This is a genomic window from Xenorhabdus hominickii (assembly GCF_002632725.1).
Classification (GTDB): Bacteria; Pseudomonadota; Gammaproteobacteria; order Enterobacterales; family Enterobacteriaceae; genus Xenorhabdus; species Xenorhabdus hominickii.
In genome coordinates this window covers 105,675-125,228 of record NZ_NJAI01000008.1, presented here as the reverse complement: position 1 = coordinate 125,228, position 19,554 = coordinate 105,675, and the positions used below count along the sequence as shown (strand labels likewise).

Here is a 19,554-nt window from a genome sequence, read left to right as displayed (position 1 = left end):
TTGTTTTTAAAGAAGATGATTCACGGATTGTTTTGGAGGGGGCAATTGAGAATCTGGCGTTATTCCGGCGTCTTGTGTTGAACATGGTCAAGCAATGTGATTGTGGGGCACCGAGCCAAAGAAATAAGCTTAAAAAAGCAAGCTGGTGTGATGATTACCGCGCCAAAGTTTTCTTTGGCTGAATGTTAATCAAAGTATGCTCGCGCCCTGGTGATTACCGGGTCATCGGCGTTGTCTTTGCCAATCCTGCCGTCATAACTGATAACTTGAGGTTATCTATCCTGAATGGATAAAATAGATTACAATATTTTTCATAACAGAAAAAACCCCGTTATTTTAAACAGGGTTTATCAGCAATTTAACATTATTCTGAATGTTTTATTCTGTTAAGAACAACAAAAATAAATGCAATAAAAACGAATGCTCCTGCTATGAATGTATTATTTAATAATCCATATTTATCAACTAGATAACCACCCAGAAAAGAACCGAAAGCAATTGCAATATTGAAAACTGAAATATATAACGATGTAGAAATTTCTATCGCTTTAGGAGATGATTTCATCATCCAAGTCATTAATGAAACTGATACTCCTCCATAAGATAATCCCCATAATAATATAACTATTGAACTACCAATATAAGAGCTTCCTAATATCGGGAATAAAATAATAGAAGTTGTTAATCCAATTGATATTAAAATCACGGTCAAAATAGTATTGCGAACAGAAATAATACCAGAAATAAAGTTACCAATTATTCCAAGAATTCCATACATAAATAAAGCTGGGCCAATCCAGTAGCTTTGGAATTCAGAAACGAATTGAAGTAATGGTCTTATGAAGGTATATGCCATAAAGTGACCACTTACTAGGAAAAGTGTTATTAGAAGACCCACTATAACTTTTTTATCAACTATTATTTCAGTATATTGTTTTAATGTAATTGAGACTGATACAGGTAGGGAAGGTAATGAATAATAAAGGAGAAGTAATACTATAAAGGCGAAAATAGCCATACAGAAAAATGCTATTCGCCACCCAAATGTATCTCCAATAAATGCTCCTATTGGTACACCGAAAACAGATGCTGCTGCTACTCCACCAAAAATAATGGATGTTGCAAATCCGATAGAAGAAGGTTTGACTAAACGTGGGGCTAAGCCACCAGCAATAGCCCAAATTCCTCCCATACAAAATCCCACAGCAATTCGTGCAGCCAGGAGCACACTTAGGTTAGTTGACATTGCTGATACAATATTTGCAACAATAAGAAGCAGCATTAATAGACACAAAATTCTTCGACGATCTATGCCACCGGATACGAGAATTACCAAGGGAGCGAATAAGGCCGCAAACAATGCTGGTAATGTAATCATTAATCCAGCAGTACCCACTGATGTTCCGAGTGTGTCTGCCATCGGATTTAAAAGTCCTACTGGTAACATTTCTGTTGTCACAACTGAAAATGTTGACAATCCTATGGATGTGACAGCAAACCAAGGTCGTGCAACAGCACGATTGTTATCTTTATCAGAGTCTACCATTTGATTTCCTTTAAAAATTATTACTTATCTTTCGTAAAAATAACTTACTGTGTAATGTATTATTAATATATCTAAACATATGATGATGATAAACTGTACTTTCGTTGCAATACTGGGGACAAATTGTGTCAAATAGAATCCTTATTAATAATATCTCTGATATTCTTGTGTTTGTAAAAGTTGCTAATGTACGTAGTTTCACTACAGCGGCACAATTACTGGGAATTTCACGCTCTGCAGTAGGGAAAAGTATTAATAAGTTAGAAGAAAAGCTCTCTAGTCGTCTTATATATAGAACTACTCGTAATATAAATTTGAGTGAAGAAGGTTTAATATTTTATGAGCATGCATTAAACATTATTGCTGAAGTAGAAGAGTTAGAAAGTACTTTAAATAAGAGAAATCAAATTCCTCAAGGACGTTTACGTATTGATCTTCCAGTATCTTTTGGGCGTATGCATGTAGTACCAATTCTTTTCGACTTTTTATCAATGTGGTCAGAAGTTGAAGCTGAAGTGACTTTTTCTGATTATTACAGTGACCTTGTGCGTGATGGTATTGATCTAGCCATACGTATTGGAGGTAATGATGATAGTCGACTTATACGCAGGGTTCTTGCTCCGCATAGATTGATTACTTGTGCTTCACCAGATTATCTGAAAAAGAGAGGGGTTCCGGAATTGCCGGATGACTTATTGAACCATGACACTCTAGTATTTTTACATCAAGGTATGCCTGTTTCATGGCGCTACCAATTTAATAATCAATATCATGATTATCGGTTGAAAGGTAGAATGCTTTTTCATAATTCTGAAGCTTTGAGAGATGCAGCACTAGCTGGATTTGGTTTGATTCAGGTAGGGGCGTTTTTAGTAGGGGAACAAATATTAAAAGGAGAGTTAATACCTGTATTGGAACCATTTTGCCGAGAAGAGGAACCTATTTGCGCTGTGTATCCTACAAGACGTCATCTTTCTCCAAAAGTAAGAAAATTCATAGAGTTAATTGAAAATAAATGGCAAGGTAAAGCGATTTGGGAATCAAGGTAGTTTTTATTAAGATGATAATAGAATTATTCATACTGCTCGGTTTTTTGTTAGAAGTCGTGTCAGGATTTTTTAACCGAAAAAACCGAGCTTCAATTTACGTGATTCTAAAATAGTTCTTCTTAAATAAAATTGGGATTTACTACATTATTCTAGATATTAAAATGGAGTAATAACGTTTACAGGCTCCCCTCTATTTTCAATATCTTCTGCTGCCTTCAAACATAAGTCTTCACGAAAACGTGCACTTACTATCTGAATTCCTACAGGTACTGTTTCGTTGGAAGATATTGGATGTTGAATCTGGTTTTACGCTACCGATATCCCGTATACCAGCGAAAACAGTAAATCCTCGACTAGCAAGATAACAAGCAGTCCGGGCGCCAAGTCCTGTAGATGCCCCTGTAATTAGTATTGATTTACATGTGTTTAGAGCTTCAGATATTTGCTGAACCATACTACCTCCTGAAAGAACTTAGAGATGTATTAGCATCAAGATCAAGACCATCCGCAGAAAAAACCAATGATTTATCAAGACCTTTCTTGAGTGTTTTAGTTGGAACAAATTGCAAAGAGAGATTCCTCTTCAAACAATGAAAGAAACGATCATCTTGCTCCACTTCACTCAGTGTCCTTGATGCATTAACTAACATTTCAGTCCTTGGAATACGAATCTTTTCATACTGACGCAGAGCAGAAACTGGATCTGATTGCTGCCTAAGTACATGTCCCAAAACAGAGGCGTCTTCGATAGCCATACCTGCACCTTGGCCAAGGCTGGTAAGCATAGGATGAGCTGCATCTCCTAAGAGAGTGATCCTTCCTTTTCCCCAGCAAGATGAAAAAGGTCTATCCTGAGCAGGAACGGCAATTATATTTTCGGATGGTGTTTGTAGGATAATATCGGAAACAATGTCCGGCCATCCCTTATAATATGACAAGATATCTCGATTATTTCCTTGCCATTTGTGGGCCTGCTCAGTATGCATATTTGCAGTTCCCCACCAATATACTTCACCTCCACCTATATCAATCAAGCCAATTCGTTTTCCTGTCCCCCAATAGTGACCAACATAGCCAGATGTGATCTGTGGATGTTGATAGCGAGTAATAGCCAGCCAAGCAATATAATCGGCTGTGCGAATTGATTTATTCCCTTGAATATAATCACGGACAAAAGAGTAGATCCCATCAGCACCAATGAGCAAATCTCCATGTGTTTCTCTACCATCAGCAAAATGGATAGAAATACCATCATTTCTTTCAGTAATATTGGTGGCCTTAGCGCCGATATGTATAACATTCTTATCAAGTTGCTGTAACAGAGCTTCCTGCAATGCTTTACGTGATATACAAACACTATCAAATCCATTAGAAGACGAGATTTCAGGTATTGGTAATTTGCGTATCAAACGATCTCTGATATTCCTAATTTCAAAACATTTAATTGGAGCACCAAAGTGCTCCAATTTCAGATTAATACCAATAGAGGATAAAGCAGCAATAGCATTGGACATCACAGATAAACCTGAACCAGCTGTACGTAAAGTTGTTGCTTGTTCATAAACTTCAACAACATAGCCAAACTGCCGTAACACTATAGCAGTTGTTAGCCCACCGATACCGGCTCCAATTATGATCACTTTTAATGGACGATTCATATTTCCTCCGAAGCCAACAATACTTGTTTTCTAGGATATTCATCCATTGCTCGAAGGATAACTCGCGCAACTTCAGCCACATATGGTACTTCCATAATTTCCAAATGATCACCTGGTACATCAATGACATTGATATGACCCGTTGTCTTACTCTCCCAGCCATTTTTAGGATCACGATACTCACTTCGTATCGCATCATGCATAGAGCGTAGAACTTCAGGTAATGGACGCGTTGCATGTAATAAAGTCACATTGATATCTGCCGTATAAGCAGCATAATCCGTAGCGGCTTTCCAATTGGTCTTATACACATCAAATAATCTTTGTACGACAGCACGAGAGCTGCCTTGTGGAATTGCTCCTGTAGCAATAGCGTGCTCTGTGATATATTCGAATCGTTCCTGCAGAGAAGTAATATGTTCCGGTACAATCTGCTCAGGGAGAGTTGCTCCTTCATTAAGCCACAATAACTCCCAGAAAAACCATCGTAGTAGTGCTTCCTCATTCGCTTTTCCTTGAGATTCCGTGTTAAGGGCAACCGTATCTAAGACGAAAAGATCTGCAACTTCTTCTCCATGTTCTTTCAACTGACGTGCTATCTCGAATGCAACAAATCCTCCATAAGACCAACCTCCGATTGAATATGGGCCATGTTGCTGGATTTGACGTATGGCTTCCAAATAATTTGCAGCTTGTTCTTGCACACTGGTCAATGGCATAGATCCTGCATCTACTCCGTGAGACTGCAATGCATAGAAAGGTTGATCATCGGGGAAATACTTCACTAACCGTAAATAGGACAATACATTTCCCCCCATTGGATGGACAAAAAACAATGGTCGTTTATGACCTGTAGTACGCATGGGGACAAGGGGACTGAATTTTGGACATCCTCCTTTATCTCTGATATATGTAGCCAGCTGTGCAACAGTTGGATTACTAACGAAAAGAGACAAAGGAATGTTGGTACTGAAATGTTTTTCTACCAAAACGACCATTCTCATGGCTGTCAATGATGTGCCGCCGATATCAAATAAGTTTTGATGAACAGATAAGCTGGGTATTTTCAACAAGTCCGCAGCCAGATCACACAATACTTGCTCATAGTTGTCTCGCGGAGCAATATCCTCTACATCATTATGCCCATGAATGATCCGTATACTACGCAACGCCGCATCATCACGTTTCCCACTAGGGGTCTTAGGCAGTGATTCCAACCACTCTATTTGGGAAGGAAGCATATGTTTAGGAAGAGTTTCAGACAAATTTTGCTGTACATGTACAGTAAATGCTTCATTTTTTTCTCCGATCAGGAAAGCAACCAGAAAACTATCATTTTCACCGCGCTGTTGAACGACGACAGCAACGTCTTTCAGTATTTCTTCGGCTCCGGGAGTACTTAATATTGCTAATTCTACTTCCGCCAGCTCAATGCGATAACCACGAACTTTAACCTGTGTATCCTTGCGACCTAAACAGAGAATATTGTCATCCTTAAGTTTCACACCCAGATCACCAGTACGATATAGTGGCTCATCACTGTCTGTGAACATAATGAATCGCTCTGCTGTTAATTCTGGCTGGCGGTAATAACCCAGTGCTACAGGTAAACCGCGGACATAAATTTCACCTTGCTCACCAGAAGCAACTTCTTGTAATTGACTGTTCAGGAGCACAACATCTGAGTTGTTGATACCTTTACCAATAGGTGGAAGCGCAGGGAAAATTTTTGGATTGCCCTGCATAGTAAATGCAGTGATGACATGAGTTTCCGTGGGGCCATACTGATTCTCAAGGATACCGTTATTTATTTGTCCAATAAACAAACGAATATCTTCGGTAACCCGGAGTTGTTCACCTGATGAAATGACAGTTTTTAGATTTTTCGGGTAGGTGCCCAGTGCTATTGCTGTTTCAGCCAATTGCTGAAGTGCAACATAAGGCAGGTAAATTCTTTCTGTCTGGTAATTATCGATAATACGCAGTAACTGCAAAGGGTCACGTCGTTCATTTTCACTAATAAGGTGTAATTCTCCACCAGAAGTAAGTGTAGAGAAGATTTCCTGAAATGAAACGTCAAAACTCAGAGGGGCATATTGCAAGGTAGAACGAATATTCTTACCAGTATGGGTTTCATTTTGCCAGGTAACCAAATTCGACAAGCTACGATGTGGCATTGCCACGCCTTTTGGTTTACCCGTTGAACCTGATGTAAACAGTAAATAAGCCAACTGCTCAGGAGCTATTTCTATATCAGATACACACGTATTTTCGTTTATTAATGTGTCCACTCTTATTGTCGGGACTGTTACTATGTTGAGTAAGTTATCGTATTTACTATCAACAATAGCAAGTATCGGCTGAGCTTGTTCCAACATAGCTTCAATACGCTGAGTCGGATAGTTCAGATCCAATGGTAAACATACTCCTCCGGCTCTCATCACACCAATCAGTGATGCAACTAGTGTAGGAGAACGCTCAAGAGCTATAGCGACAGGTGTATTTTGAACGACGCCCTCAGAAATCAGTGCGGAAGCAATTTTACCGGATTCTAACCATAGTTTTTCATAACTCCATTGCAGTTTGTGATACCGAATCGCTATTGCATCAGGTTGCTCCTGTACATTTTTCATAATCATAGCTATCGTTGATATGAATTCTGGGGATGGTATTTCCTTGCTTCTTTGTGTGAGTGGCTGGCTCAGAGCTGCCCGTTGATCACCCTTACTGACCATACTGTTCAATATGGTCATATAGGTGTCCATATAAGTATCAGCCTGCACTTGTGAGAAAATATTTCCGTCAAAATCACACCGTAGATGGTTCTGACCTGTGATGAAGTCAGTCATAACATTGAATAATACTTCAAAGTTAGTTTCTTCCCACGGGTCAAACGCAATTAGAGACAAATCAGGGCTGCCAAATACTTCAGATAATACGTGGAAGTGAATGTAATTGAATGCAGAATTTATTCTTGCCCCTTCACCTGCCACCTGTTGGATAGCATTAAGCGGGTATTTACGGTATGGTGCATGGCGCTGTTCAGCACTGAATACAGAATGAATACACTCTTTCCATGTTTTGTCAGATATAGAGAAACGCACGGGGATTGTATTAAGAAACAAACCCAGCGTCTGTTCTGAATTCTGCACATCAGGTCTGCCATGGGTAACCAATCCAGTCGCAATTTCATCCTGATTCGTCACTATAGCTATCGTTAAACAATGTGCAGCAAAGAAAACCGATTTAATGGAAACATTTTCTTGTTGTACTAATACCTTCAGTTTTTTTTCAATTTCTTCTGGAATGAGTGCCTTTTTTGTGAAAATACGATTTTTTGGCAAACTTTCATATAATCGGTAGCTAGGGAATTGTGTTCGGGGAAGTCCATTAAACATTTCTTGCCAGAACGTTTTGTGTTCCTGATCTTGTAATGCGTGAAGTTCATCTTGTATATACAGAGCAGGTGATGGAAGTACATCAGTTTCAGAAAAATACATACCATCATTAAGATAACGGGAGAATAATTCACGTATCAAATTTGCCACGCTGCCCCCATCCAGAATGGCATGATGGAAACTAAATATCATCTCTATAGTGTCTATGGTTTTGAACAGACAGATGTGATACAGAGGTGAATGATCAAAATGGTAGTCCTGACAACTTCTTTTTTTCATGTACTCTTTAATGTATTGTTCAGATTCAACCAATGCCAATAAACTAAGATCTTTAATTTCTATTGCATGATCAAACCCGATACTGTGATTAATGACTTGCAAGGGCTCGCTGAAATCAGCCAAATTAAAGTGTGAACGAAGAACAGGATGACGTTGGATAGTTGCCACTGCGCTTTTACGAAAAATGTCAGGTTTCCATTCTCCTTTCATCGTATAGCGGAAAACATCCTTATAAGTGGCTGAGCCTTTACTCTGCTGACTATGATATATCAGGCCAAGTTGGAGCTGAGTTGCAGGAAATGCATCAGCATATTGAGAAAGTTTCGCTCGCTCTTTTTCTTTGATAAGTTCAAGAGGGGATAATTCAACGGTTCTTTGAGCTTTATAACTAATGCCAATGTGTTGACCCAACTCAACTATTGTCAAATGTTGTGATAACTCAGAAAGAGTCACATTCATTCCTGCCTTTTCAGCTTCCGAACGAACTTTCAACATTAAGATGGAGTCACCTCCTAATGTGTAAAAATTATCCTGCACACTGAGTTGTGCAATCTTTAATACACGTTTCCAAATTTCTGCCAATTTATATTCAGTTTCAGTCCGCGCATCATCATGTTTACTTGAAACTTCTTTTTTAACAAATGTGCGAAGAGCCTCACGATCGACTTTACCGTTTGGGGTAATAGGAATGGAAGGAACCTGAAAGAATTTCAGTGGAACCATGAAATCGGGTAAAAATTCCAGTAAAATTTTACGCAGTTTCTCAGAAGTAAAACTCAGGTTATTTGTAACATAGTATGCACAAAGGTAAGTATCGTCATTATTGTTCTTTTGTGGTAATACTTCAGCTTGGGTAATTCCAGGAATACGTTCGAGAGTGTTTTGCACTTCCCCCAATTCAATGCGGTTTCCTCTAATCTTCACTTGATTATCAATTCTTCCCAGATATTCGATGCTACCATCAGATAACCATCTTGCTAAATCTCCTGTGCGATACCAGCGCTGCTCTCTATCCCAAATGAATTTCTCGTCAGTTAATTCTGACTTATTGTAATAGCCACGAGCTAATCCAATACCACTGATCTGCAGTTCACCTGCAATTCCTATTGATTGTCGGGTACCATGCGGGGACATAATCCTCAGTGAAATATTATTAATCGGAAAACCAATGGGGACCCGGTTGATAACTTCATTATTTTCAGGAAGAAACTCAAAATACGATACATCTACGGTTGCTTCTGTTGGACCATATAGATTGATCAGGGCTGGTGCATTTAAACCAAAGCTGGAAAAAATTTTACGGAACTGATTAACCCGTGTAGGAGGGAGTGCTTCACCGCTGACGAACACACGGCGTAAGCTAGTTAATTTATCCACCAATTCAGGTTCAGCTTCTAAAATATCCAAGAAAGGCTGGAGCATAGAGGGGACAAAATGCAATGTAGTAACATTATGTATATTGATTGCTTTTATTATCTCTAATGGATCTTTGTGAGCACCTGGTGGTAATAAATGGACAGATGCCCCAGAGATAGACCACCAAAATAATTCCCAGACGGATACATCGAATGAAATCGGTGTCTTTTGTAGTATCACATCGGTATTATCCAGTGGATAACGTTCCTGCATCCACTCAATCCTATTTACCACTGAATAGTGATCGATCATAACTCCCTTAGGTTGCCCAGTGGAGCCTGATGTATAAATCATATATGCAAGGGAATCGGCTGTAGATAAATTGGGCTGTTTTATATTTTCTTGAGCAGAAATGTTATTACCGTCAATTACAATATAAGATTCAGTGAGTAAAGACTGATTAAGTTTGTCGGATATGATGACTTTGACACCACTATCATTCAACATATAATCAATCCGCTCTTGCGGATAATTGGAATCTATGGGTAAATAAGCAGCACCTGCTTTTAATACAGCAAAAATGGCTGTTAACATATCTGTGCTACGATCCATTAAGATTGCAACTATGTCTCCCTTTCGCACCCCCTCTTTCAGTAAAACAGTAACCATATTGTCTATACGGATCTGGAACTGAGTATAAGTAAGAGTAGGTTGATCGTCAGAATTTACGATAGCTACTGCTTTCCCGTGTAATGAAATCTGAGTATCAAATAACGTTGACAAAGTATCTTGCTTTGAAAATTCGGCAATGGGACCTTGCTCAAAAAGAACCAATTGAGCCATTTCTTCTGCCGAAGATAGGTTTATTTCCGAGACAGTTTGTGTTGGTGATGCAATAAATTGTTCGATAAGACGCTCTAAGGAAGTAGTAAATGTTTCAAAAGTGTAATTTTCATCGAAAACATCTACAGCTCCGGTGATATCAATAACGACATCATTATTGTCCCCATAAGTATTCATATGGATCGCAATTGCATCATCTTCATGAGCAGCGGCATAGTTATCTTTATTTTTATAGGAATAGCAAAAAGTATCCACTATAGGTAAGTAGTTATAAGATATAGTGACATCGAACCATTGACGTTTTGTTGTTCCTATAGCCTTAAGCAGGCGTCCGAGAGGAATATGCTCAAAAGTTTTCAGTTTTGTGGTGTCTGTTTTAATACGAGCCGCTAGGTCAAGAAGGATATCATCTGCTTTTACCTCAATAGCAAGTGGCAGAGTATTAGCCCACTGGCCAGCAACATTGAGTTGATTAATACGACGGTTCAGCAGAGGAACACCTATTGTTAACTGGGTATTATTATGTATCCGTGACAATAAAATAGCTATCGCAGACATAACTACTTGATAGGGATTAGTTTCTTGAGACATAGCTTTCTCAACTTCAGCTTTAGCCAATATATATCGGTGGTGCATGAAGCGAGAGAGGTTAACTTTCTTTCCTCGATTAAAAAAAACAGGTTCATGGCGTTGTGTAAATATAGCCAACTCCGTTATTTGTTGTTCTATTTCTGGTTGTGACAAAATTATTTCTTGCCCGGTTATAGCTGAAATATATTCCTCAGAATTGTCATACGAAATCACCTGATTAATATCATTATTTTGATAATGTTGGAGAATTTTTTCTGCTAATTGGTTTATTCCCCAGCCATCACAAACAATATGGTGAGCACGAAGAAAAATAGCAATGCAGCCATTTTGTAGATTTCGTACCAAAGCAGCCTCAAGGAGCGATTTGTCATCCAGATTAAAAATTCTCTCTGACCATTTATTGAAAAATACAGTAACATTCTCACCTTCAGCATCAATGAATTCCGTTTGATTAACTGTAATATCTTGTATCTGTTGACTCAAACCTTCTGCTTGTTCAACGATACGCAATTGGCATGTAACATCGTAGCTAAGAACATTATTAATTGAATAAAAAAGTTTCTTAAGGTTAATATTTTCTTTTAATATCCTCATTACAGATAAAGTGAATTGGCTGCTTTCTGGATTACGTTGAGCCTCATAGTAAATTTCTTTTTGATATTGAGTAAGAGGTACAATTTGTGATTTTTTCATAGTTAATTACGTCATAATTAGGAAGTTTAAATTTATTCATTACATTCTCCTTGGCGTAAAATCCGTTAGTTTATATAGAATTTCTTTATTTGCTCGTACGCCTTAGCATTGAACAATAAAAATATTTTTATAATTAACGCGTTGAAAATAAATAATTTATTTACTTGAAAAGCCATGATAAAAAATCAATAAAACAGTTAATGAAATTGTCATAATATGACAATTTTTGTCAAGTGACATTTATTACTAACATTTATTGCTATTTGTATTTTTATTGGATGTGCAGAAATAGATCATACATAAAATTTGACAAAATAGATTTTATTTCATTTTAACTATGTGATTTTTTTAAAATTAAAACAATTAATAATTATCTCGTAAATTAAAAATTTACAAAAGAAAATGATTCGTTTGGTGTTAGGCTGTGTCCCTTAATGTATATTTCGTATAAAATCAATGAAAAAGGCAGCACTAATGGCCGCCCGAAATTTGATGAACAGGCTTATCATGACCGTAATATTGTCGAATGCTGTTTCGGTTTTCTCAAAGGAAATCGGCGTGTATTGCAACACGTTACGAAAAAACCGCACGAAACTTCTGTCCATGGTGAAATTAGGCTGTATTCGACTCTTTTACAGGCGATTATTTAATTAAGGGACACAGCCTAGTCTTCTTATACCCCTTCACTGATTCTTCAAAATGTGTCATAAAATGCTCAAGCTCAATAGGAGATGGTGTATTCCTTAATCTGAGGGGAGCTGTATTAGGTAGAGAAACATCTCTAGGCACGGGACTATAGCGTTGTTGATTTTGTATCTGAGGTCTCATTGGTCCTCCTGCTTTAGTTTGTACTCAAGTTTTTTCTGGTATAAAAAATGAGTATGAGGATTATCAGTGTTACTTACAAAGCCTAAGGAATATAGGTACAACAGGTGTGAGCTTTTGGCGTGAAGTGCATCAAGTAATAGTGATACATTGTTTATTCTAACAAACAAAATGATTATTCCCGCTGATGAATCAGTATCTTATTGTAATAATCGAGTTCCATCGTTATTAGTGGTAGTTATCAATGAATAAAATTTCTCGGTTGCTTTGTTACTAGCCATAACCACCTCCAATAAAAACAACATAATTGCAACAACGCCTAAACCCATCTCCACCCAATAACAATCGAATAATACTTAATAATTAGTTACCTTATGAAACTAAAGAAAATATTTCTGTATCCATTCCCCGAGTAGCTATAGCAGTACCCCATGCCATCAGTTAGTTTTGGTGGTCGATACACTATTGTATTTTCTGCAAGCAGAATGGTTATATTTGAAGCCGGTTGATTAGTATATGAGGTGATTAATGCTGAGGAAGATAAATGCAGTACTCGGAAAATGCGAAAGAATGAATTCTTACTAAACAATCCCTATCAGGGCTTTTTTGTTGGTTTATTTATCATTTTAGCTAACCAATGGTAATCTAAAATTAATTTTATAACAAAACATAGAGCTAATCTATGCGGCTTTATATGATGATAAACATATAGGGTAAGGCACCCTATTCAATGTAACTAGTGCAATTGGTGTCATTGGGGCTAACCCTACTTTGTCTAATAAATTCCATGATAAGTTTTTTAGTATATAACCTTACCTTATGGTAATAGATCATGCCATAAAATCTGAAAGATAGCATTGTCCCTTCCACACCACAGACTCTCATTGCGAGCTTGAGTTTATAATCGAGTACATCACATTATTCATCAATCAGAGAGGCTGCTATGCTCAACATGATTACAATTGAGCCTATCGATGGTTTTGTAATCGGTCAAACAGTTGCATATTTTACGGCTACTAATAGCAATAAAACAATAATTAACCAAAATGATTTTAATTATAAACGATATATTAAAATATTTTAATGAAAAAAATAAGAACAATATATGGATAATATCATATAATATGAGCCTGAACACACTGATTATGCGAAAGTGAGTACTTTGTTTGCTGAAAACTAATTTCTAAGGGAATAAATAACTGTATGAAATAACAGTAACCAAACTCAATTTTAGGTGTTTAAATATACAAAGTTAAAGTTAGCTAATTAAATGCATATAGGTATCTAAATGAAAAAAGTATTGAAGTGGATTGGGATAGTATTTGTTGTTCTAATCGTAATTGGGTTTATTGCTGGTAAGGGCGAAGATAAATCATCAGGAGATGTTTCCGTTTCCTCTAATTCTTCTAGTGGTAAGAAATCAATTTCATTGACAGAAAAAGAAGCTGAATTTATCAATTCCCTTATTGAAAATGATGCTAATACGGCCTTCTCTGGTGGAAACTCCATGATTAAACCTGATGTTATTTTTGTAACAGCCAAGGAGTTGCAGCAAAATTATGCTGAAAATGAAGCCAGAGGCGATAGGACATACAAAGATAAGGACTTAGTTATTACTGGTATTGTGTCGTCTATTGATTCAAGTTTGGGTGATATTCCTGTTGTAACCTTAAAAACAAATGACCTATTTAATAGTGTTCACATTAGGTTTAAGAAACAGTATCGAGATACTGCGATCGATTTAAACAAGAATCAAAAAGTCACTTTCTTTTGTCAAGGCAATGGTGTGATGCTCGGTTCTCCTACTGTGAGTAACTGTAGTCCTGTTGATGTAGCAAAAAATGATTTCATTAATAAGCAAAAACAGTATGTTAATAAAGCGATTAATGGCGATAAAAATACATCAGAAGGTATTATTTCTATCATAGCATTGGCAAAAGTTGTGGGTGAGCAATCTAATGATTTTTCTAGCTGTGAAAAAATTGATAAGAAATGTTTTACCTCCGTTGCTCCAACATTACAAAAAGCAGCAAAAAATATAGAAACATCACCTGCTATGCAGGAAATAAAGGAAGTGTTAGGACATTAACCTGAGTTAGCCCCGAAAGGGGCTTTTGACTCGGTTGGATTGACTAATATCTGGACTCAAGTTTTTAACAGTGATTTGATATTCATTTCATTAACGCTAAATCTATTTTTACAGATTAGAGTGTGGTCATTCTATTATTAACAAAAAATAATGTGAGTACCATGTTGTATCAGTAATTATCTCTCAAGTAGGGAGTTTCGTTACTTAGAGGTCAGCGAAATGAGTGCACTGGCGTGGAGTTTGGCAGATTCCGCGTCTAAGTGGATTAAACCCCGGTGCAATATCCTATTATCAATATCATCATTACCCCAAACTAATTCTCCATATAGTTTTCCCCCTTCAAGAATAGGAACATAGTATTCTTGCTCGTTTGATAAGGGTTCTCTCACCGGTTCCGGTACGTCAAACTCACCAATTTTGATAATGCGGGGTTTGAGGCGATATTTTATGCTTTCTTCAAATAACGGTTGGCCTGAGCAGTCATACCATTTTTCATCAATTGTATCGAATAATTGAAAGCGCTCCCAAGGTTTCTCTGTTTCCTGTGCCGCTTTTGCATACTCCATTATCAGGTCTGCGTGTGTGTGTTTAGGCATTGCTTTCTCCTTTTATTAGCTCACCAATAAATGGTGGTATTCATTGAAATGCTGTACTGCTTTTAACTATCCGCCTTCTCAACAGTTTGTTGATAAGTCTCAGCAAACAGAAATAGGTGCAGTGAATGATTTTCAGGTCATCAGGGAATGTAGGATTAAAATGAACTGAGTAGAGGTTTACTTAGTTAATTTATTAAAATACCATTATTTATGCTTTAATTACCATATATATCAGGATAGCTGACTACTTTATACGCTTATTAAACGAGGTTTAACTTTATGGATTTTACGTATGGAATGGTATGCTCTGGCGGTTTTTTTCAGTCTCTATCCAAAATTTTCGGCCCTGACCCTTGTTTCCCTAAAATATCATTCGGATTGCGTAAAGGGCAATCTGCTAGCGATAGACATCCGCAACCGATGCAACTATCCAGATTATCGCGTAGTCGGATTAGTCTATTAATTCGTTTATCCAATGTATCCCGCCATTGTAAAGAGAGATTTCGCCATTGTTCTATCGTCAATTTACTATTCGGTGGGAATTGACTTAACACTTCCTGTATTTCTTTTAAAGGGATACCAGTACCTTGTGCAGCTTTGATAATTGCAATATAACGCAGCACAACGGAAGGGAAACGGCGTTGGTTACCTTGATTGCGTGAACTCTTGATTAATCCTTTCGATTCGTAAAAATGAATTGTCGATATTGCAACTCCGCTACGTTTTGACACTTCACCAATAGTTAAAGCTCTATTGAAATCAGTCCCTTTATCTTTCGCCATATCGCTTGACCTCAAGTTAACTTGAGGTTTTATAGTGTATATGCGGTGTAATTGTCAACCGGAAAAAATTTTGTGTTTTTTATATAAAAATCATTAGGATATATTATGAATCGGTTTGTTGAAAATATACTGGAGAGTTCCTGGTTTTGGGCTGTCACCCGAATATTTCTTTTGTTTATTTTCATTTCATCAGGGCTTGCCAGACTGATTGATTTTGACGGTGGTTTGGCGGAAATGAGGGCTGCAGGTTTACATCCAGATTGGTTTTTTAATATTGCATCAGCGATTGTTTTGCTTTTAGGGTCAATATTGATCTTGTTGGATCGCGTTGTCTGGCTTGGCACAGCAGCGTTATCTGTTTTTCTTTTACTGACTATTTTTATTGTCCACACCTTTTGGCATTTTTCTGGTGAATACGCTAAAACCTCACTCTATTTTGCCTTTGAACACATCACTGTTATTGGGGGGTTGCTAGCAACAGCAATTGCGAGCCATTTGAGAAAAAAGCTTAAAACATAGTCAAAGACACCCAAGAGGTTTCAAGCTGTATGGGAGGCGATAAAGAGGCAGCTTGAAAGGTTAGAGGTATTAACTGCCTTGTTAGCGGTAGTGATTGGAGCTTCTGTTTATAACATGAATGACAGAACGATAAATTTTATATCTCATGAAATCTGATTATAGGTAGGAGTCTCTATGGTGTACCCAATTTTTCTTTCGCAATTATTTCCATTCTCTTCATCCCTTCCTCTTCCTTCTGCTTCTCTTCCTTTGTCATTAATAGCGCTTGATGATTGGGTTCTTGTCACTGCTGTTGGTGATGACAGCCAGAAATATTTGCAAGGTCAGGTGACTGCGGATATTAATGCTCTTGGTGAAAATCAGCATATACTTGCTGCTCATTGTGATGCGAAAGGGAAGATGTTGAGTACCCTGAGATTGTTTCATCGTGGCAGAGGATTCGCCTATATTCAGCGTCGTAATCTTCTTGATATTCAACTTGCTGAATTAAAAAAATATGCAGTCTTTTCCAAAATCACGTTGGCTGAGGATAAAGATAGCTTTCTTTTGGGGGTGGCTGGTACAGACTGCCGTGTAGCGCTATCTGAATTTTTCTCTACTCTGCCGGATGATGAGTGTGAGGTTATTCAACATGATTCCACCACTCTCCTTTATTTTTCATTACCAGAAGAGCGATTTTTATTAGTAACAGATCGAGTGATGGCAACAAAATTAGTGGAAAAACTTCATTTGTCGTTAAATGGCAGTCAGCAATGGTTGGCGTTGGAAATTGAAGCCAGCTACCCGGTTATTGAGGCAGAGACCTGTGCCCAGCTTATTCCACAGGCGACTAATCTTCAGGCAATTAAAGACAGTATCAGTTTTGAAAAAGGTATGTATATGGGATTGGCAACCATTGCGCGTACCAAATACCGTGGCGTGAATAAAAGGTCTATGTATTGGCTGGCAGGAAGCGCCAGTTACCTTCCCGCTGCTGGCGATGAATTAGAGTGGCAGTTAGGTACTGGCTGGCGCCGAACAGGGATTATTCTCTCCTCAGTAAAATTGGCAGATGGCACAGTTTGGGTTCAGGCCGTGATGAGTAATGATATGAAAGCAGACAGTGTATTTCGTTTGAATGAAGATGAGGGGCATTCACTTATCATTCAAACGCTAGCGCAATAATAGATTCAAGATCTATCTTCAAATCGGGATGGATAAGATTTGATACTTCAACTAAAGAGCAAGCCGGTAAATTACCTTCATAAAAGTTAAACAGCAGAGGGCGGATAAAGGGAAGCTGATTAATATCCTTAACGAAAATAGTCAGTTTTATCAAATCAGATTTATGACGCTTTTCTTGTTTAAGAATGGATGTGAGTTGTTGGAGGATGGTAAGAGTTTGTGATTTAACATCATGAGACTGTGATTCTGTACCCAATGCAGTTAGGCCTGACACATATAACAGGCCTTGATGTTTTGTTGCATGTACGTAAGGGCCTTTCACTTGGGGAAGATTGTCATAATTTATGCGATTGACCACGTTTGCTTCCTTAATAATATTGGAGATATTAATGGGCATAACATTTATTTTTTAAAATTGCAGCTTTTCCAGCAAAGCTGCAATTTAACTCTATTGGGTATATACAGTTTCAATCACAAGACGTTCTTAAAATTTCGCTGGCAAAATTATCTGTTGTTTTGACTACCGCTTGTTTATTTACGGCGATCTGGGTTCCTGCTGTGAGATTGCCAGTGATTTTAGGTATATTGCAGAGAAATGCTTTTGCTCCCATGCTTAAATGTATTTTGGCAGAATCAGCGCTGAAATTTTGAGGTAATTCATTAAACATTGCACCCATATTGAGTACAAGATCTAGGTGTTTAGTTTTACCTTCAATATTGATTTTACTGCCCATTTCACCTGATACTTCCAGTTGTTCACTATCGACAGCACAAGCGGGTATAGTTACTTTCACTCCTGCTTTAGTTGTCAGATTATTCAGTGGTTGATTAGTGTATAGGGTAATCTTAACGGCTTGAGACAGAACATTATCTTTCTTGGCCGCTTCGTTAATTAAATTAAGTGTATTGCCATCTTGGCTAATATAGAGTTTGTTTATGGCGGAATTTGTGCCTTTAACTTTTATTGAAGGGGTTTCAGCACATTGGATCATCAGCTTAATGCCTTTTTGTGCATTAACGGCAGTGAAATTTTTAAGGTCAATGTTTTTTTCTGCGGCTAGTGCTGGATGAAATGTTGCTCCTGAGATTAAAGCCAGAAAAATTGCAGTTTTTTTCATTAAATACCTTTAAATAATAGAATTTTTTTATGAGATTAAAGAATATCTGTAGTGAAAATTTATACGATATCGGTTAAATTTAAAGATAGGTAATACTGAGTATACTCACACTCAAAGTGTTTTTTAAATGATTCATGATCAATAATTTTTCCACATGATAAATGAACATAGATTTTCACTGAATTGTTGTATGAAAAATATTTCTTAACCAGATTCTAACAATGTATTTTGTTGCATATTTTTTATTTTTTTACAATGATATCGAGATTTATATTATCTTTAGATTTAATTTCTGTCGTGACAAAATATCCATTTATATATATGTTACTGCCTTATTATTTATGACAGATTTGGAAATTATTTTTATTAAATTGTAATGATAACTATATCTCTAAATAAAAACAAATGATAATTCATCTGTTTTTTTATTTTATATGTCGAATGTTTTTTGTAAAGAAATAATTAAATATAACTATTTTGATGCTAATAACTTAAAATCATATTTTTGAATATCTCAATGGTGGTTGTTTGATTGTCGAATTTTATAAAGTACAAAGATTGCCATTTTTGTGTGTTGATGGCTTGTTTTGAACTAGGGGATATCCATGTAGGGTAAACTCGTATGGCTCTCTTGCCTTCTTTGATGGGAGTTGAAAAAATCCCTTTTTTCATCAGTATATGTGAATCAAATAGAAAAATACCTTTATGGTTTCCCAGAAAAGTCGCGATTAAACAGAAATCAATGCCATCATTTTGCTCAAAAGGTATTATTTCTGAATCTGGTGTAAGCCGCTTCCAGAGGGTGACAAACTGCCCCTGTTTATTGGGAGTTGTTTTAGCCTGACGAAAGACTATAGCTTTACCATTCAATTTAAATCGCATGGCACTATAATCACGACTTTCTGTTTCACGATAGGGTTCATCATCGAATTGAAAACCTGAGGGAAGTAGGAGATATTCTTTTATTTCGGTAAAAATATCATGGGGATTGTTTGTATTTGATTTGAATAATGACAATTTATATCCTTAATATTTCAAATTGCATTTC

General features: G+C 37.1%; 12 protein-coding genes and 2 pseudogenes. 6 read left to right on the top strand and 8 right to left on the bottom strand.

The window, feature by feature from the left end; all coding sequences use genetic code 11:
* Positions 1 to 182, top strand: a pseudogene (locus Xhom_RS21475) (ISAs1 family transposase); the annotation flags it as partial.
* A gap of 182 nt (positions 183 to 364) precedes the next feature.
* On the opposite strand, the gene Xhom_RS21470 reads toward Xhom_RS21475, so the two are convergent.
* Entirely contained in the window at positions 365 to 1,546 is a 1,182-nt protein-coding gene (locus Xhom_RS21470) for an MFS transporter (RefSeq protein ID WP_069318310.1), read from the bottom strand.
* A gap of 137 nt (positions 1,547 to 1,683) precedes the next feature.
* Here Xhom_RS21470 and Xhom_RS21465 point away from each other — a divergent pair, with 137 nt between their 5' ends.
* Entirely contained in the window at positions 1,684 to 2,595 is a 912-nt protein-coding gene (locus Xhom_RS21465; RefSeq protein ID WP_198148793.1) for a LysR family transcriptional regulator, read from the top strand.
* Between the two features lie 455 nt (positions 2,596 to 3,050).
* On the opposite strand, the gene Xhom_RS21455 is transcribed toward Xhom_RS21465, so the two are convergent.
* The gene (locus Xhom_RS21455; RefSeq protein WP_069318312.1) at positions 3,051 to 4,253 is read right to left on the bottom strand and encodes an FAD-dependent monooxygenase; all 1,203 of its coding nucleotides are present in this window, start codon (positions 4,251 to 4,253) and stop codon (positions 3,051 to 3,053) included.
* Positions 4,250 to 11,413 (bottom strand): amino acid adenylation domain-containing protein, encoded by a 7,164-nt coding sequence (locus tag Xhom_RS21450; protein WP_069318313.1) that lies wholly within the window; start codon positions 11,411 to 11,413, stop codon positions 4,250 to 4,252. The genes Xhom_RS21455 and Xhom_RS21450 overlap by 4 nt, the downstream gene beginning before the upstream one ends.
* Before the next feature lie 440 nt (positions 11,414 to 11,853).
* Between Xhom_RS21450 and Xhom_RS21445 the strand changes: the two are divergent.
* Positions 11,854 to 12,067: pseudogene (locus Xhom_RS21445) on the top strand (IS5/IS1182 family transposase); the annotation flags it as partial.
* 1,459 nt (positions 12,068 to 13,526) lie between these two features.
* On the top strand, positions 13,527 to 14,327 hold the full coding sequence (locus Xhom_RS21435; RefSeq protein WP_069318315.1) for an OB-fold protein: 801 nt from the start codon (positions 13,527 to 13,529) through the stop codon (positions 14,325 to 14,327).
* Between the two features lie 200 nt (positions 14,328 to 14,527).
* On the opposite strand, the gene Xhom_RS21430 is transcribed toward Xhom_RS21435, so the two are convergent.
* Positions 14,528 to 14,923, bottom strand: a complete 396-nt coding sequence (locus Xhom_RS21430) for a hypothetical protein (RefSeq protein WP_069318316.1) — start codon at positions 14,921 to 14,923, stop codon at positions 14,528 to 14,530.
* Positions 14,924 to 15,243: 320 nt separating this feature from the next.
* Positions 15,244 to 15,705, bottom strand: a complete 462-nt coding sequence (gene soxR, locus Xhom_RS21425) for a redox-sensitive transcriptional activator SoxR (RefSeq protein WP_069318317.1) — start codon at positions 15,703 to 15,705, stop codon at positions 15,244 to 15,246.
* Positions 15,706 to 15,810: 105 nt separating this feature from the next.
* Here soxR and Xhom_RS21420 point away from each other — a divergent pair, with 105 nt between their 5' ends.
* Together Xhom_RS21420 and ygfZ are read left to right on the top strand one after the other, a co-directional pair.
* Positions 15,811 to 16,224, top strand: a complete 414-nt coding sequence (locus tag Xhom_RS21420; protein WP_069318318.1) for a DoxX family protein — start codon at positions 15,811 to 15,813, stop codon at positions 16,222 to 16,224.
* Between the two features lie 174 nt (positions 16,225 to 16,398).
* A complete protein-coding gene (gene ygfZ, locus Xhom_RS21415; protein ID WP_069318319.1) occupies positions 16,399 to 17,388 on the top strand; it encodes a tRNA-modifying protein YgfZ in 990 nt (329 codons plus the stop codon).
* Here the strand turns inward: ygfZ and Xhom_RS21410 are convergent.
* From Xhom_RS21410 to Xhom_RS21400, 3 genes are all read right to left on the bottom strand, one after another.
* Positions 17,366 to 17,746, bottom strand: a complete 381-nt coding sequence (locus Xhom_RS21410; protein ID WP_069318595.1) for a RidA family protein — start codon at positions 17,744 to 17,746, stop codon at positions 17,366 to 17,368. The two genes, ygfZ and Xhom_RS21410, sit on opposite strands and share 23 nt — an antisense overlap.
* 109 nt (positions 17,747 to 17,855) lie before the next feature.
* Positions 17,856 to 18,506, bottom strand: coding sequence for a GIN domain-containing protein (locus tag Xhom_RS21405; protein ID WP_069318320.1), 651 nt, complete (start codon positions 18,504 to 18,506; stop codon positions 17,856 to 17,858).
* Between the two features lie 483 nt (positions 18,507 to 18,989).
* Positions 18,990 to 19,523, bottom strand: coding sequence for a MepB family protein (locus Xhom_RS21400; protein WP_198148730.1), 534 nt, complete (start codon positions 19,521 to 19,523; stop codon positions 18,990 to 18,992).
* Between the last annotated feature and the right edge of the window lie 31 nt (positions 19,524 to 19,554).